The organism is Halomonas sp. KM072 (assembly GCF_050710315.1).
Taxonomy (GTDB): domain Bacteria; phylum Pseudomonadota; class Gammaproteobacteria; order Pseudomonadales; family Halomonadaceae; genus Vreelandella; species Vreelandella hamiltonii.
Map to the genome: position 1 here is coordinate 3,778,677 of NZ_CP136132.1, position 13,548 is coordinate 3,792,224.

Below are 13,548 nucleotides of genomic sequence, written 5' to 3' on the forward strand. Positions count from 1 at the left end.
AAGAGAGATGGATATTACCGAACTGCTGGCATTCTCGGCAAAGCAGAATGCGTCCGACCTGCATCTTTCTGCAGGCTTGCCTCCCATGATACGTGTTGATGGCGATATCCGTCGGCTTAATGTGCCCGCCATGGAAAACAGTGACGTTCGGCGATTGATCTACGACATCATGAACGATCGTCAGCGCCGCGACTATGAAGAGCATCTGGAAGCCGACTTCTCTTACGAGGTGCCCGGCGTTGCGCGTTTCAGGGTCAATGCCTTCAATCAGGCGCGGGGGGCCGGGGCGGTGTTCCGTACCATTCCCAATGAAGTGCTGTCGATGCAGACCCTGGGCATGGGTGAGGTGTTCGAGCGTCTTGCCATGCTGCCGCGGGGATTGGTGCTGGTGACAGGGCCAACGGGGTCGGGCAAGAGCACGACGCTGGCGGCCATGATCGATTACATCAATGACCACCGCTTCGAGCATATCCTGACCATCGAAGACCCGGTGGAGTTTGTGCATACCAGCAAGCGCTGCCTGATCAATCAGCGCGAGGTGCATCGTGACACCCACAGCTTTGCTGGCGCACTGCGCAGTGCGCTGCGGGAAGACCCGGACGTGATTCTGGTGGGCGAGCTGCGGGACCTGGAGACGATTCGGCTGGCGCTGACCGCCGCCGAAACCGGCCATCTGGTGTTTGGCACCCTGCATACCACGTCGGCGGCCAAGACCATCGACCGGATCATCGACGTGTTCCCCGGGGAAGAGAAGTCCATGGTGCGCTCGATGCTGTCCGAGTCGCTGCAGGCGGTCATCTCGCAGACGCTCCTCAAGCGACAGGGGGGCGGACGTGTGGCCGCTCACGAAATTCTGATTGCCACGGCAGCGGTGCGCAACCTGATCCGCGAAGACAAGGTGGCTCAGATCTACTCCGCCATTCAGACCGGTGGCGCGCTGGGCATGCAAACGCTGGATGCCTCCTTGGCGCGGTTGGTCAAGGAGGGGGTGGTCACACTGGGCGATGCTCAGGCCCGAGCCAAGGGAACGCTGTCGGTCAAGGAGTAGCGGCGCGGAATCAGGCGGCGTAAATACCGCCCAGTACACGCGGGCCGCTGGCACCCGTCACGGAAGGCAGGTTGCCGGGGAGCCCATGCAGGCGCTGATGGGCCAGCCAGGCAAAGGCACCCGCTTCGATCCAGTCTTCTGGCCAGCCCAGCGTGGCCGGTGATACCAGCGCCATGTGCGGTAGGCGAGCCGCCAGCCTCTCCATCAAATGGCCGTTATGGGCGCCTCCTCCGCAGACCAGCAGGGTCGCTTTTTGATCGCCCAGCGGCAGTTGGGCGATGCCTTGCGCGATACTGGCCACCGTGAGTTCCGCCAGCGTTGCCTGAATGTCACAGGGCGCTTCGTGGCCGGTGAGGTGGCGCTGTAGCCAATCCAGGTGAAAGAGCTCACGGCCCGTGCTGCGTGGCGGTGGCTGCTGAAAGAAGGGCTCTTGCAGCAGTCGCTCCAGCAGGGCGGTGTCCACGCAGCCACTGGCTGCCCAGGCACCCTGTTGGTCAAATCGGCCGACATGATGCTGGCCAAACCAGGCATCCAGCAGCACATTGGCCGGCCCCGTATCGAACCCCACCACCGCCTGCCCCGGTTGGCTCGATAGCCAGGTAAGGTTGGCAAAGCCGCCCAGGTTGAGCACCAGCTGTTCACCTGCCCGTGCTCCGAACAGTGCCTGATGAAACGCCGGAGCCAGGGGCGCCGCCTGGCCTCCTGCGGCCAGGTCACGACGGCGAAAATCCGCCACGACGGCGCAGCCGGTCAGTTCTGCCAGCAGGCTCGGGTTGTCCAGTTGCCAGGTATAGCGTGGCCCGCCCTGGTGCCCCTCGGGGGCATGTTCGATGGTCTGGCCGTGGCTGCCGATGGCCGCTATCTGGTGGTGAGCGACGCCATGCTCTGCCAACAGGGTGTTGACGGCCCGTGCTTGCAAGCGGCAGAAGGCATCTTCGGCAGCGGCCAGCTCGGCAAACGTCACCGACGACGAGTGGCATAAATGCAGCAGCTGCCCATGCAGCGCATCGGGCATGGCAACCGCCGTGGTGCCGATCAGGGTCGGAGGGGTATGGGGCGTTATTTCGACGAGGGCGGCATCGATGCCGTCCAGGCTGGTGCCCGACATCAGCCCGACATACAAGGTCGGTAACGCGAGAGGTGAAGTTTTCATATCGCCATGCATCCAAAACGGGGTGAAGGCTCAACCAGTGCCTTGGGGCGTGGTAATATCGCCCGCTATCACGGTTAATCGCCTATATACGGCATATAGTACATGGAGAGAGGCAATGAGTGAGGTGGATCAGGCGTTAGCGCTGCTGTCGCGAGGTACGCATGAAATCCTGGTAGAAGACGAGCTGCGCAAGAAACTGGCGTCGGGCCGCAAGCTGCGCATCAAGGCTGGATTCGATCCTACCGCCCCCGACCTGCACCTCGGCCACAGCGTGCTGCTCACCAAAATGCGCCAGTTCCAGGACCTGGGGCACACGGTGATCTTCCTGATTGGTGACTTCACCGGTCGGATCGGTGATCCCACCGGCAAGAACGTCACCCGCAAGCCGCTGACCGAAGCCGATGTCAAAGCGAATGCGGAAACCTATAAAGAGCAGGTTTTCAAGATCCTCGATCCTGAAAAGACCGAAGTCCGTTTCAATGCGGAATGGTTCGGTGAGCTGACCGCCGCGAAGATGATCGAGCTGGCCGCCCAAAGCACCGTGGCCCGCATGCTGGAGCGTGACGACTTCGAGAAGCGTTACAAGGCCAACCAGCCCATCGCCATTCATGAATTCCTCTACCCGCTGGTGCAGGGCTACGATTCGGTTGCGCTGGAAGCCGACATCGAGCTGGGCGGTACCGACCAGAAGTTCAACTTGCTGATGGGGCGTGAAATCCAGAAGCATTTTGGCCAGGAGCCACAGGTCGTCATTACCATGCCGCTGCTGGAAGGGCTGGACGGCGTCCAGAAGATGTCCAAATCGCTGGGCAACTACGTCGGCGTGGATGAAGCGCCTGGGTCGATGTTCAACAAGCTGGTCTCCATGCCTGACAGCTTGATGTGGCGCTACTTTGAATTGCTCTCGTTGAAAACCAACGAAGAGATCGCCGCGCTGAAGCTCAGCGTGGAGCAGGGTGCCAATCCTCGGGATGTGAAGATGGAGCTGGCGCGTGAGCTCATCGCCCGTTACCACGGTGATGAAGCAGCCGCGAATGCGCACAAGTCGGCGGGCAACCAGCTGGCCGAGGGTGAGCTGCCGGAAGACCTGCCGGAAGTGACGGTGGATTTCGAAGGCAGCGAGCAAGCGCCCATCGCCGCTGTTCTGAATCGCTCCGGCCTGACAAAGAACAGCGCCCAGGCCAAGGACATGCTGAAAAATGGCAGCGTCAAGGTCGATGGCGAGGTCGTTGCTCAAGATGCCATGCTGGCCACCGGTAAGGTGTGCGTCATCCAGGCAGGCAAGAAACGTTACGCCCGTGTGACGCTTGCTTGAACTTTTTGAAAACTTTTTCAAAATAGCCCTTGCCAACCCGGCAGCGAATCCGTAAAGTACGCATCCGCTGCTGGGGGCGCCAAGCGTTACCAGCGGTGAAGAAGGTTGAAAAACCTTCGGTTTGTCAGGAAGTTAGCGTCATCTGCTGGTTGGATTGATCGCTCGCTTCACTCGCTGAAAACAGCCCTTGACAAACACCACGGAATGCGTAGAATACGCCTTCCTCGCTGAGGCAGCACGGTTCAGGTCACCGAGCCAGTCACAGCGAAATGATTACAGCAGTATCGCTCTTTAACAATTTGATCAGGTAATTCATGTGGGCGCTTGCCGATGAGGGTGAATCATCACCTAATATCAAGGCAAGCGAACACCAAGATACTCTTCGGAGTATCGCAGTGAATTCGTTTGAACCTTGAGCCAAGTTTGATCCGCTTTTGTTGCCTTCGGGCAGCGAGTAAGGATCGCATTGATCTTAAACTGAAGAGTTTGATCATGGCTCAGATTGAACGCTGGCGGCAGGCCTAACACATGCAAGTCGAGCGGTAACAGGGGTAGCTTGCTACCCGCTGACGAGCGGCGGACGGGTGAGTAATGCATAGGAATCTGCCCGATAGTGGGGGATAACCTGGGGAAACCCAGGCTAATACCGCATACGTCCTACGGGAGAAAGGGGGCTTCTGCTCCCGCTATCGGATGAGCCTATGTCGGATTAGCTAGTTGGTGAGGTAACGGCTCACCAAGGCAACGATCCGTAGCTGGTCTGAGAGGATGATCAGCCACATCGGGACTGAGACACGGCCCGAACTCCTACGGGAGGCAGCAGTGGGGAATATTGGACAATGGGGGGAACCCTGATCCAGCCATGCCGCGTGTGTGAAGAAGGCCCTCGGGTTGTAAAGCACTTTCAGTGAGGAAGAACGCCTGGTGGTTAATACCCATCAGGAAAGACATCACTCACAGAAGAAGCACCGGCTAACTCCGTGCCAGCAGCCGCGGTAATACGGAGGGTGCGAGCGTTAATCGGAATTACTGGGCGTAAAGCGCGCGTAGGTGGCTTGATAAGCCGGTTGTGAAAGCCCCGGGCTCAACCTGGGAACGGCATCCGGAACTGTCAAGCTAGAGTGCAGGAGAGGAAGGTAGAATTCCCGGTGTAGCGGTGAAATGCGTAGAGATCGGGAGGAATACCAGTGGCGAAGGCGGCCTTCTGGACTGACACTGACACTGAGGTGCGAAAGCGTGGGTAGCAAACAGGATTAGATACCCTGGTAGTCCACGCCGTAAACGATGTCGACCAGCCGTTGGGTGCCTAGCGCACTTTGTGGCGAAGTTAACGCGATAAGTCGACCGCCTGGGGAGTACGGCCGCAAGGTTAAAACTCAAATGAATTGACGGGGGCCCGCACAAGCGGTGGAGCATGTGGTTTAATTCGATGCAACGCGAAGAACCTTACCTACTCTTGACATCCTGCGAATTCGGTAGAGATACCTTAGTGCCTTCGGGAACGCAGAGACAGGTGCTGCATGGCTGTCGTCAGCTCGTGTTGTGAAATGTTGGGTTAAGTCCCGTAACGAGCGCAACCCTTGTCCTTATTTGCCAGCGCGTAATGGCGGGAACTCTAAGGAGACTGCCGGTGACAAACCGGAGGAAGGTGGGGACGACGTCAAGTCATCATGGCCCTTACGAGTAGGGCTACACACGTGCTACAATGGTCGGTACAAAGGGTTGCCAACTCGCGAGAGTGAGCCAATCCCGAAAAGCCGATCTCAGTCCGGATCGGAGTCTGCAACTCGACTCCGTGAAGTCGGAATCGCTAGTAATCGTGGATCAGAATGCCACGGTGAATACGTTCCCGGGCCTTGTACACACCGCCCGTCACACCATGGGAGTGGACTGCACCAGAAGTGGTTAGCCTAACGCAAGAGGGCGATCACCACGGTGTGGTTCATGACTGGGGTGAAGTCGTAACAAGGTAGCCGTAGGGGAACCTGCGGCTGGATCACCTCCTTAAACGATGTCTTCCCCTCGCGGCAAGCGCTCACAATGAATTACCTGATCAGAATGCTGTTGATGAGCAGTGATAAGCGTTTTCTTCACATTAAAAAAAGAAAAAAGGTCTTTCTTTTTCTTTTGAAGTGAAAAAAGCATCCGCTTACCACTGCGCATAGCAGTCGCTCTTTAACAATGTATATCATGCTGACAGAAACGCGTTGAACGCGTTTCTACGTAAATTGTATTGTGATACGTCTCAAGCGTATCCGGCAATCGTTATCATTGCGAACCCCAGACTCCTTCGGGTTATAGGGTCAAGCAATGAAGCGCACACGGTGGATGCCTAGGCAGCCAGAGGCGATGAAAGACGTGGTAGCCTGCGATAAGGTTCGGTGAGGTGGCAAACGACCTGTGACCCGGACATCTCTGAATGGGGAAACCCACTCATCACAAGATGAGTATCTTGCGCTGAATACATAGGCGTAAGAGGCGAACCAGGGGAACTGAAACATCTAAGTACCCTGAGGAAAAGAAATCAACCGAGATTCCCCTAGTAGCGGCGAGCGAACGGGGACCAGCCCTTAAGCGTGTGACTGATTAGACGAACAGACTGGGAAGTCTGGCCATAGCGGGTGATAGCCCCGTAGTCGAAAATCTGATCACGTGAAATCGAGTAGGTCGGGGCACGAGAAACCTTGACTGAAGACGGGGGGACCATCCTCCAAGGCTAAATACTCCTGGCTGACCGATAGTGAACCAGTACCGTGAGGGAAAGGCGAAAAGAACCCCGGAGAGGGGAGTGAAATAGATCCTGAAACCGTGTGCGTACAAGCAGTAGGAGCCCACTTGTTGGGTGACTGCGTACCTTTTGTATAATGGGTCAGCGACTTATATTCAGTGGCGAGGTTAACCGTATAGGGGAGCCGTAGGGAAACCGAGTCTTAACTGGGCGACACAGTCGCTGGATATAGACCCGAAACCGAGCGATCTATCCATGAGCAGGGTGAAGGTTGAGTAACATCAACTGGAGGCCCGAACCAGGATCTGTTGAAAAAGATTTGGATGACTTGTGGATCGGAGTGAAAGGCTAATCAAGCTCGGAGATAGCTGGTTCTCCTCGAAAGCTATTTAGGTAGCGCCTCACGTATCACCGCCGGGGGTAGAGCACTGTTTCGGCTAGGGGGTCATCCCGACTTACCAACCCGAGGCAAACTCCGAATACCGGTGAGTGCCAGCGTGGGAGACACACGGCGGGTGCTAACGTCCGTCGTGAAAAGGGAAACAACCCAGACCGTCAGCTAAGGTCCCCAAATCCTGGTTAAGTGGGAAACGATGTGGGAAGGCTCAGACAGCTAGGAGGTTGGCTTAGAAGCAGCCATCCTTTAAAGAAAGCGTAATAGCTCACTAGTCGAGTCGGCCTGCGCGGAAGATGTAACGGGGCTAAACCAGGTACCGAAGCTACGGGTTCATCCTTACGGATGAGCGGTAGAGGAGCGTCGTGTAAGCCGATGAAGGTGTGTTGAGAAGCATGCTGGAGGTATCACGAGTGCGAATGCTGACATGAGTAACGATAAAGGGAGTGAAAAACTCCCTCGCCGGAAGACCAAGGGTTTCTGTTCGACGCTAATCGGAGCAGAGTGAGTCGGCCCCTAAGGCGAGGCCGAAAGGCGTAGTCGATGGGAAACGGGTCAATATTCCCGTACCGGACATGATTGCGATGGGGGGACGGAGAAGGCTAGGTGAGCCAGGCGTTGGTTGTCCTGGTGAAAGTGAGTAGGCTGGGGTCTTAGGTAAATCCGGGACCCTTTAAGGCCGAGACACGAAACGAAGACACTACGGTGTCGAAGTCATTGATGCCACGCTTCCAGGAAAAGCCTCTAAGCTTCAGATCATGTGCGACCGTACCCCAAACCGACACAGGTGGTCAGGGTGAGAATCCCAAGGCGCTTGAGAGAACTCGGGTGAAGGAACTAGGCAAAATGGTGCCGTAACTTCGGGAGAAGGCACGCCGGCGTAGGGTGACGAGACTTGCTCTCCAAGCCCGAACCGGTCGAAGATACCAGGTGGCTGCAACTGTTTAGTAAAAACACAGCACTCTGCTAACGCGCAAGCGGACGTATAGGGTGTGACGCCTGCCCGGTGCCGGAAGGTTAAGTGATGGTGTTAGGATTCGTCCGAAGCTCTTGATCGAAGCCCCGGTAAACGGCGGCCGTAACTATAACGGTCCTAAGGTAGCGAAATTCCTTGTCGGGTAAGTTCCGACCTGCACGAATGGCGTAATGATGGCCACGCTGTCTCCACCCGAGACTCAGTGAAATTGAAATCGCCGTGAAGATGCGGTGTACCCGCGGCTAGACGGAAAGACCCCGTGAACCTTTACTATAGCTTCACACTGGACGCTGATGTTGCCTGTGTAGGATAGCTGGGAGGCTTTGAACCCCGGACGCCAGTTCGGGGGAGCCAACCTTGAAATACCAGCCTGGCATCATTGGCGTTCTCACTCAGGTCCGTGATCCGGATCGAGGACAGTGTGTGGTGGGTAGTTTGACTGGGGCGGTCTCCTCCCAAAGCGTAACGGAGGAGCACGAAGGTACCCTCAGCACGGTCGGACATCGTGCAATGAGTGCAAGAGCATAAGGGTGCTTGACTGCGAGACAGACACGTCGAGCAGGTGCGAAAGCAGGTTCTAGTGATCCGGTGGTTCTGTATGGAAGGGCCATCGCTCAACGGATAAAAGGTACTCCGGGGATAACAGGCTGATACCGCCCAAGAGTTCACATCGACGGCGGTGTTTGGCACCTCGATGTCGGCTCATCACATCCTGGGGCTGAAGTCGGTCCCAAGGGTATGGCTGTTCGCCATTTAAAGTGGTACGCGAGCTGGGTTTAGAACGTCGTGAGACAGTTCGGTCCCTATCTGCCGTGGGCGTTGGATGTTTGAGAAGAGCTGCTCCTAGTACGAGAGGACCGGAGTGGACGACCCTCTGGTGTTCCGGTTGTCACGCCAGTGGCATTGCCGGGTAGCTATGGTCGGACGGGATAACCGCTGAAAGCATCTAAGCGGGAAGCCCCCTTCAAGATGAGACATCCCTGAGGCCTAGAGCCTCCTGAAGGGCCCAGCGAGACCAGCTGGTGGATAGGCACGGTGTGGAAGCGCTGCAAGGCGTTGAGCTAACGTGTACTAATGGCCCGTGAGGCTTGACCCTATAACACCCAAGGGGTCTGGTCGTGATGATAACGAAAACCGGATACGCAGCAGTGAGCCAAGGCGCTTGCTGACAAGAGACGATCACACAACACGTCAATGACGCCTCAGCATGATATGCATTACCTGTTACGCCTGACGACCATAGCGAGCGTGAACCACCTGATCCCATGCCGAACTCAGCAGTGAAACCGCTTAGCGCCGATGGTAGTGTGGGGTCTCCCCATGTGAGAGTAGGTCATCGTCAGGCACTTATTACGAAACCCCGGCCTTATGGTCGGGGTTTTGCTTTTTGGGGGTCTCCCCCTGAAGAGTAGCGGAGCGCCGCCCGCCGGGTGGCCGGCCCGAACATCGTCAGGCACTTATCCCGTAGAAAGCCCCGAGCACACTGTGTTCGGGGCTTTTTGCTGTGCGTTACATACCTCAGGTGCTGAATACGCCGTATCGCTGATCAATGTATCGCAGATCAATGCACGATATTTGCTCAAAGCTGGCTGGCTTAACATAATTTATAACAACTCCTTACCCTTCTCATCTGGTGTATAACCCTGTGCTCTTTTAGGATATGACTGAACGATCTGGAGTTATGGCTCAGGAGGAGAACGACATGAATGCGACGATCATCAAGAAGCTGGCGACTGCGCTTTTCATTGCGCTGATGGTAGGTGGTCTGGCGGCCTGTGATAATCAGGGCCCCGCCGAGGAGGCTGGCGAAAGCATTGATAACAGCATCGAAAGCGCCGGTGAAAGCCTGGAAGAGATGGGCGAGAGCATCGAAGAGTCTGCCGAAAACTAAATTTGAAGTAACTATTCAGCACCGGTTGGCTGAGTCGGGGCTTCTTGCTGCATGAAGGCTGGCACATCACCCGCAAACAGTTGCTCCAGTGCGGTATGCGCCGCCACCCCTTGCTTGACGGCGGTCGAGAGGAAGCTACGCATGCGGCAGAAGATCTCAGCACCCTCCCAGGAGCGGAAACAGCCCGAGATTTTCTGCTGGACCTTGGTCATTCGCAGATCGCGTTCCCCCTGGTTGTTGGTGAAGGGAGCGGCAGGGTCGTCGAGGAAGCGCAACACGTCGTCCTCGTACGCCTGGAGGCGTTCCAGGAGGTTGCGCGACTTGGTGCGCTTGGCCCGGCCTCGCGTTCCAGGTGGCGGTTTCACCGGCGGGGGGCACTCGGCGTCCCCTTTCGCCAGGCAATCTCGATAGCGCTGCCGCCAGGCTCGGGTCTCATCGGCCGAGAGGCAGCCGTCGGCCACCTCCACGGCGCGATGCATCTCCAACAACAGGTCATGCAAGGCCTTGGCCCATGCCTGGCCATCGTTCTCCCAGGCCGCTGTCAGCTCCCGAAGGTGGTGCGCATTACACAGCGCGTGCCGGCAATCCGGATAGCGGTAGTAGGGCTTCCAGTGATCATGCACCAGCACGCCACGCACGAAGGGCAATACGCCGATGGCGTCCATCGCTTCCTGGCCGCGCTTGGGGTGCGGGGCCAACCAGGTCAGGGCCTCGTTGGAGGCGCTGTGTAGCCAGTAGCGTTTGCCACCGACCTGCATTCCGGTTTCATCGGCATGGACGGTGTCTGCTTCACGTAGCGCCGGGATCACCCACTCGGCGAACGCCTCGGCCCGCTGGTAGGCCTCCTGGTTGAAGGCGAACAGGGTGCCGGTGCTCAGCGACAGGCCGCACTGCGAGGTGAGCAACTCGCGGATACGCGCATAGGGCAACAGCTGATACTGGGAGAGATAGACGACATGCGCCTTGAGGCGAGGGCCATACTGGATGGGGCGAGTCACGCCCTCGGGGAATGGCGCCACGTAGCGTTGCCCCTGATCATCTTCGAGGACCTCAGCCTGATATTCGGTGACCACGGCCTGGATTACGATGTCCTGCACTTGGCGCGTTTCGACGCCGACCGGGCGGTAAGAACGCCCCTTGGGGAGTTGCCGACGATCGACACGGAGCTTGACCACCTCGTCGGGGTCCGTCACCGGCGCCAACGTCTTACCCTCATGCCCTGGCTGTCCGCCGGGGCGCCGCTCGCCTTTGGCGCGCGAGCGGCGCTGGCGATTGGGATCCTGGGACGGTGGCTTGCTGCTGTTGCGGCTACTGGTGGCCAGGCGATCGGCCATGAGCTTGACCAGCAACATCAGCACATCGATGGCCGCACGCAGCGACGGAGAGACCGTCTGGTCTTCCTTGAGCTGCTGTCGGACCCGCTCCAGAGCCTCGTCGACGTTGATATCGCTGATGGTCATGTCACCGCATAGATATGCCGAAGGATTAGGCACACTATACCAGAAAAATCAGGTGGTTGGCGATATCCCATCCGCAGCCACCTGAATAGTTACAATTTGAAAAACTAAATCTGAAAAACTAGGCAATGCACTACCCGCTATCCGAACATGACGGGTCAAGCATAAAAAAACAGCCGCTGAATCAGCGGCTGTTTTGCGTTGCAGCGGTCAATGACCAGCGTATCAGGCACCCGGGTTCTGCTCGATACCTTGCAGGTACCAGGGCGCCTGGTCACGCATGGCGCGTGTGAGGTGCCAGGTTTCGTTGAACTCGGTCTGTTCGCCGTTCTCTTCCAGTAGGCCATGGAAGATGACCGTGGCTTCGGCAACGCCGTCGTACTCATTGATATCGCCAAGCTCGGCGAACAGGCGCACGACCTCCGTGCGGTTGTTGGCAGGCTCCTGCGCGCGCTCTTCGCGCAGCAGGTTGTAGAGCTCGGGGGTCACGTACTCCTGAATCTGGCTGAAGTCGTTATTGTCCCAGGCGCGCTGCAGCGTCATGAAGTGCTCCTTGGCGCCGCCGAGAAAGCGCTCTTTGTCGAACCAGTCAGGCGTGCTTTGCAGACCGCTGGCTAAACTGCCGGGAGCCGCAGACGAAGAGAAGCTGGTGGGAGCGGGGGCAGCGTTACCATGCTGCTCTCGCTGGTAACCTGCTTGCGTGGCAGGACGGCGTTGGCGCATGAAGGCGCGGAACGCAAAGATGGCGAGCGCCGCAACACCCACCATGACCAGCAGGTCCATCATGCGCAGCTCATCGAAGGCACCGCCAAAGAACAGCGCTGCCAGCAAGCCGCCGGCCAGCAGGCCGCCCATCATGCCTCCCATGCCGCCACGGCGTGCTGCGGCAGCGCCTGCCTGGCCCTGCTGGGCAGGCTGAGCCTGTTGCTGTGCGGGCGTGCTGGCAGGGCGGTCCGCCGAGCGAGACATGCTGCCCACGTTACCACCACCGCCCATGCGTCGTGCTTCGGCATGCTCGATGGCAGCACTCATACCCATCACGCTGACCAGCAGCATGACAAAAAACTGTCGTAACATTGAGGTTTCTCCCTTCAGGATGCAGAAAACGGAAGGCGCTGGGGACCCAGCTCCCAATCCATAAGCGATGGTCAGTGTACCTTGTAACGTCCTGTCTGGGTTATGCTGACACTCACTATAAAGACAAAAGTAGGGTGAAAAAGTGCGTATTCAAAAGACAGATAGTCTGCTGCTGCTGATCGATTTCCAGGCCGGGTTGCTGCCTGTCATCGAGAGTGGCGAACTGGCCATTCGCGAAGCCGCCTGGCTGGCTGGAGTCGCCGAGATGCTGCAGGTGCCGCGCTGGCTGACCGAACAGTACCCGGAGCGTTTAGGCGGCACGGAGGCGGGGCTGGTAAAGGCCGTGGGCACACATGAACGATGGCAAAAAACGCATTTCAGCGCCATGGAAGAGCCAGATTTTGCACAGGCCCTCAAAGCGCTGGGGCGGCATCAGATCGTCGTGTGTGGCACGGAAGCCCATATTTGCGTACTGCAAAGTGTGTTGGGCCTGCGAGAGGCGGGCTACGAGGTGTTCTGGCTGAGCGAAGCAACGGCTAGCCGTCGCCGCGAAGAGGCGCAGCTGGCCAAAGCGCGTGCCTGTGCGGTAGGCGCGGTGGCCGTCAGCGCCGACATGGTGGCGTATGAATGGCTGCACCGCTGTGACACCCCGCTTTTCAAGGAGGTGCACCAGCGATTCCTCAAACCGCGCTCACCGCAGCCGGTGACCTTTTTCTAGCGGTCCCGGTCGGCTTCCTTGCGTGTAAAGACCAGCGTATCGCCTTCCGATGCGGCGGGATCGAAGCGGTAGCCTGCCACATCGAACGATGCCAGGGCATCGGGGTCGTTGATCTGTTGCTGGATGATCCACGCGCTCATCAAACCACGGGCTTTCTTGGCATAGAAGCTGATGATCTTGAACGTACCGTTTTTTTCGTCCTTGAACACTGGCGTAATGATGCGTGCATCCAGCTTCCGAGTGTCGATGGCCTTGAAGTATTCGTTCGAGGCCAGGTTGACCAGTACCCTGGAACCACTTTCTTCCATTGCCTGGTCGAGCGCGGGAGTCACCACAGGCTTCCAGTAGGCATAAAGGTCCTTGCCAGCATCGTTGGGCAGTTTGGTGCCCATTTCCAGACGGTAGGGCTGAATGAGATCCAGCGGGCGCAGCAAGCCGTAGAGACCTGAGAGGATACGCAAGTGCTGCTGCGCAAAGCGGTTGTCTGCCTCGCTGAAGGTCTCGGCCTGCAGGCCGGTATACACGTCCCCTTGAAATGCCTGAACGGCGGGCTTGGCGTTGTCGAGGGAGAAGGGGGGCTGCCATTCGGCAAAGCGCGCGGCATTGAGCCCGGCCAGCTTGTCGCTGATGCCCATCAAATCGCTCAGCTGTTGAGGTGAATAACCACGCAAGATACCGATCAGCGGCTGGCCATGCTTCAGGAGATCAGGCTGTGTCACCTGGTCGGTAGTGGATGGCGTTTCGAAATCCAGCGTTTTGGCCGGGGAAATGACGCTCAGCATGGCGGGCTC

9 protein-coding genes and 3 rRNA genes are annotated in these 13,548 nt (G+C 57.9%); 7 read left to right on the forward strand and 5 right to left on the reverse strand.

Annotated elements, in window-relative coordinates; all coding sequences use genetic code 11:
- Window positions 1-7 precede the first annotated feature (7 nt).
- Complete coding sequence (locus RVM26_RS17980) at window positions 8-1,048, forward strand: type IV pilus twitching motility protein PilT (RefSeq protein ID WP_193462161.1); 1,041 nt, start codon at window positions 8-10, stop codon at window positions 1,046-1,048.
- A gap of 10 nt (window positions 1,049-1,058) precedes the next feature.
- On the opposite strand, the gene RVM26_RS17985 is transcribed toward RVM26_RS17980, so the two are convergent.
- Window positions 1,059-2,201, reverse strand: coding sequence for an anhydro-N-acetylmuramic acid kinase (locus RVM26_RS17985; protein WP_193462162.1), 1,143 nt, complete (start codon window positions 2,199-2,201; stop codon window positions 1,059-1,061).
- Between the two features lie 115 nt (window positions 2,202-2,316).
- Between RVM26_RS17985 and tyrS the strand changes: the two genes are divergently transcribed.
- Together tyrS and RVM26_RS17995 are read left to right on the forward strand one after the other, a co-directional pair.
- Complete coding sequence (gene tyrS, locus RVM26_RS17990; protein WP_498939988.1) at window positions 2,317-3,516, forward strand: tyrosine--tRNA ligase; 1,200 nt, start codon at window positions 2,317-2,319, stop codon at window positions 3,514-3,516.
- Window positions 3,517-3,990: 474 nt separating this feature from the next.
- Window positions 3,991-5,523 (forward strand): 16S ribosomal RNA (locus RVM26_RS17995).
- On the opposite strand, the gene RVM26_RS18000 is transcribed toward RVM26_RS17995, so the two are convergent.
- Window positions 5,521-5,679 (reverse strand): hypothetical protein, encoded by a 159-nt coding sequence (locus tag RVM26_RS18000; RefSeq protein ID WP_498939990.1) that lies wholly within the window; start codon window positions 5,677-5,679, stop codon window positions 5,521-5,523. The two genes, RVM26_RS17995 and RVM26_RS18000, sit on opposite strands and share 3 nt — an antisense overlap.
- A 138-nt stretch (window positions 5,680-5,817) precedes the next feature.
- Here RVM26_RS18000 and RVM26_RS18005 point away from each other — a divergent pair.
- From RVM26_RS18005 to RVM26_RS18015, 3 genes are all read left to right on the forward strand, one after another.
- Window positions 5,818-8,710: ribosomal RNA gene (locus tag RVM26_RS18005) — 23S ribosomal RNA — on the forward strand.
- A gap of 133 nt (window positions 8,711-8,843) precedes the next feature.
- Window positions 8,844-8,959 (forward strand): 5S ribosomal RNA (rrf, locus tag RVM26_RS18010).
- Together the 16S, 23S and 5S rRNA genes form the textbook arrangement of a ribosomal RNA operon.
- A 357-nt stretch (window positions 8,960-9,316) precedes the next feature.
- Complete coding sequence (locus tag RVM26_RS18015) at window positions 9,317-9,505, forward strand: hypothetical protein (RefSeq protein WP_287804711.1); 189 nt, start codon at window positions 9,317-9,319, stop codon at window positions 9,503-9,505.
- 11 nt (window positions 9,506-9,516) lie between these two features.
- Here the strand turns inward: RVM26_RS18015 and tnpC are convergent, their stop codons facing one another.
- Both tnpC and RVM26_RS18025 read right to left on the reverse strand, forming a co-directional pair.
- On the reverse strand, window positions 9,517-10,965 hold the full coding sequence (gene tnpC, locus RVM26_RS18020; RefSeq protein ID WP_498938507.1) for an IS66 family transposase: 1,449 nt from the start codon (window positions 10,963-10,965) through the stop codon (window positions 9,517-9,519).
- Between the two features lie 222 nt (window positions 10,966-11,187).
- On the reverse strand, window positions 11,188-12,039 hold the full coding sequence (locus RVM26_RS18025) for a Tim44 domain-containing protein (protein WP_144984767.1): 852 nt from the start codon (window positions 12,037-12,039) through the stop codon (window positions 11,188-11,190).
- Between the two features lie 142 nt (window positions 12,040-12,181).
- Here RVM26_RS18025 and RVM26_RS18030 point away from each other — a divergent pair, with 142 nt between their 5' ends.
- Window positions 12,182-12,757 (forward strand): cysteine hydrolase family protein, encoded by a 576-nt coding sequence (locus RVM26_RS18030; protein ID WP_498939993.1) that lies wholly within the window; start codon window positions 12,182-12,184, stop codon window positions 12,755-12,757.
- Here the strand turns inward: RVM26_RS18030 and yaaA are convergent.
- Window positions 12,754-13,539, reverse strand: a complete 786-nt coding sequence (yaaA, locus tag RVM26_RS18035) for a peroxide stress protein YaaA (RefSeq protein ID WP_287804707.1) — start codon at window positions 13,537-13,539, stop codon at window positions 12,754-12,756. The two genes, RVM26_RS18030 and yaaA, sit on opposite strands and share 4 nt — an antisense overlap.
- Between the last annotated feature and the right edge of the window lie 9 nt (window positions 13,540-13,548).

What these genes read in the sequence shown, in the direction of transcription:
- RVM26_RS17985 (WP_193462162.1), bottom strand. Translation starts at nt 2,201, where the DNA reads ATGAAAACTTCACCTCTCGCGTTACCGACCTTGTATGTCGGGCTGATG.
- RVM26_RS18015 (WP_287804711.1), top strand. Translation starts at nt 9,317, where the DNA reads ATGAATGCGACGATCATCAAGAAGCTGGCGACTGCGCTTTTCATTGCG.
- yaaA (WP_287804707.1), bottom strand. Translation starts at nt 13,539, where the DNA reads ATGCTGAGCGTCATTTCCCCGGCCAAAACGCTGGATTTCGAAACGCCA.
- tyrS (WP_498939988.1), top strand. Translation starts at nt 2,317, where the DNA reads ATGAGTGAGGTGGATCAGGCGTTAGCGCTGCTGTCGCGAGGTACGCAT.
- RVM26_RS17980 (WP_193462161.1), top strand. Translation starts at nt 8, where the DNA reads ATGGATATTACCGAACTGCTGGCATTCTCGGCAAAGCAGAATGCGTCC.
- tnpC (WP_498938507.1), bottom strand. Translation starts at nt 10,965, where the DNA reads ATGACCATCAGCGATATCAACGTCGACGAGGCTCTGGAGCGGGTCCGA.
- RVM26_RS18025 (WP_144984767.1), bottom strand. Translation starts at nt 12,039, where the DNA reads ATGTTACGACAGTTTTTTGTCATGCTGCTGGTCAGCGTGATGGGTATG.
- RVM26_RS18000 (WP_498939990.1), bottom strand. Translation starts at nt 5,679, where the DNA reads ATGCGCAGTGGTAAGCGGATGCTTTTTTCACTTCAAAAGAAAAAGAAA.